The 216-nt window shown below is 62.0% G+C and carries 1 protein-coding gene; it reads left to right on the top strand.

Features of this window, described 5'->3' with window-relative positions:
• Positions 1-216 (top strand): FAD-dependent monooxygenase (locus A3764_RS21805; RefSeq protein ID WP_201722490.1); only part of this gene is annotated, 216 nt, incomplete at both ends.

Below are 216 nucleotides of genomic sequence, written 5' to 3'. Positions count from 1 at the left end.
ATACGCCCTTTCGGCTCGACTGGATGAGCGTCTATCGCTTCCGCTGCGCCATGCTGGACAACTTCGTTCATGGGCGGGTGATCTTTGTCGGCGACAGCGCCCATGTTGTCAGTCCCTTCGGCGCGCGTGGCGGAAACGGCGGCATTCAAGATGTGGACAACCTAGGCTGGAAACTGGCGCTGGTGCTGAAGGGAGAGGCGTCGTCGGCCCTGCTGG

The sequence above is a fragment of the Sulfitobacter sp. HI0129 genome (assembly GCF_001635395.1).
Lineage (GTDB): Bacteria > Pseudomonadota > Alphaproteobacteria > Rhodobacterales > Rhodobacteraceae > Sulfitobacter.
Note: the sequence above shows the minus strand (reverse complement) of the source record. Positions and strands in the feature narration are given on the sequence as shown.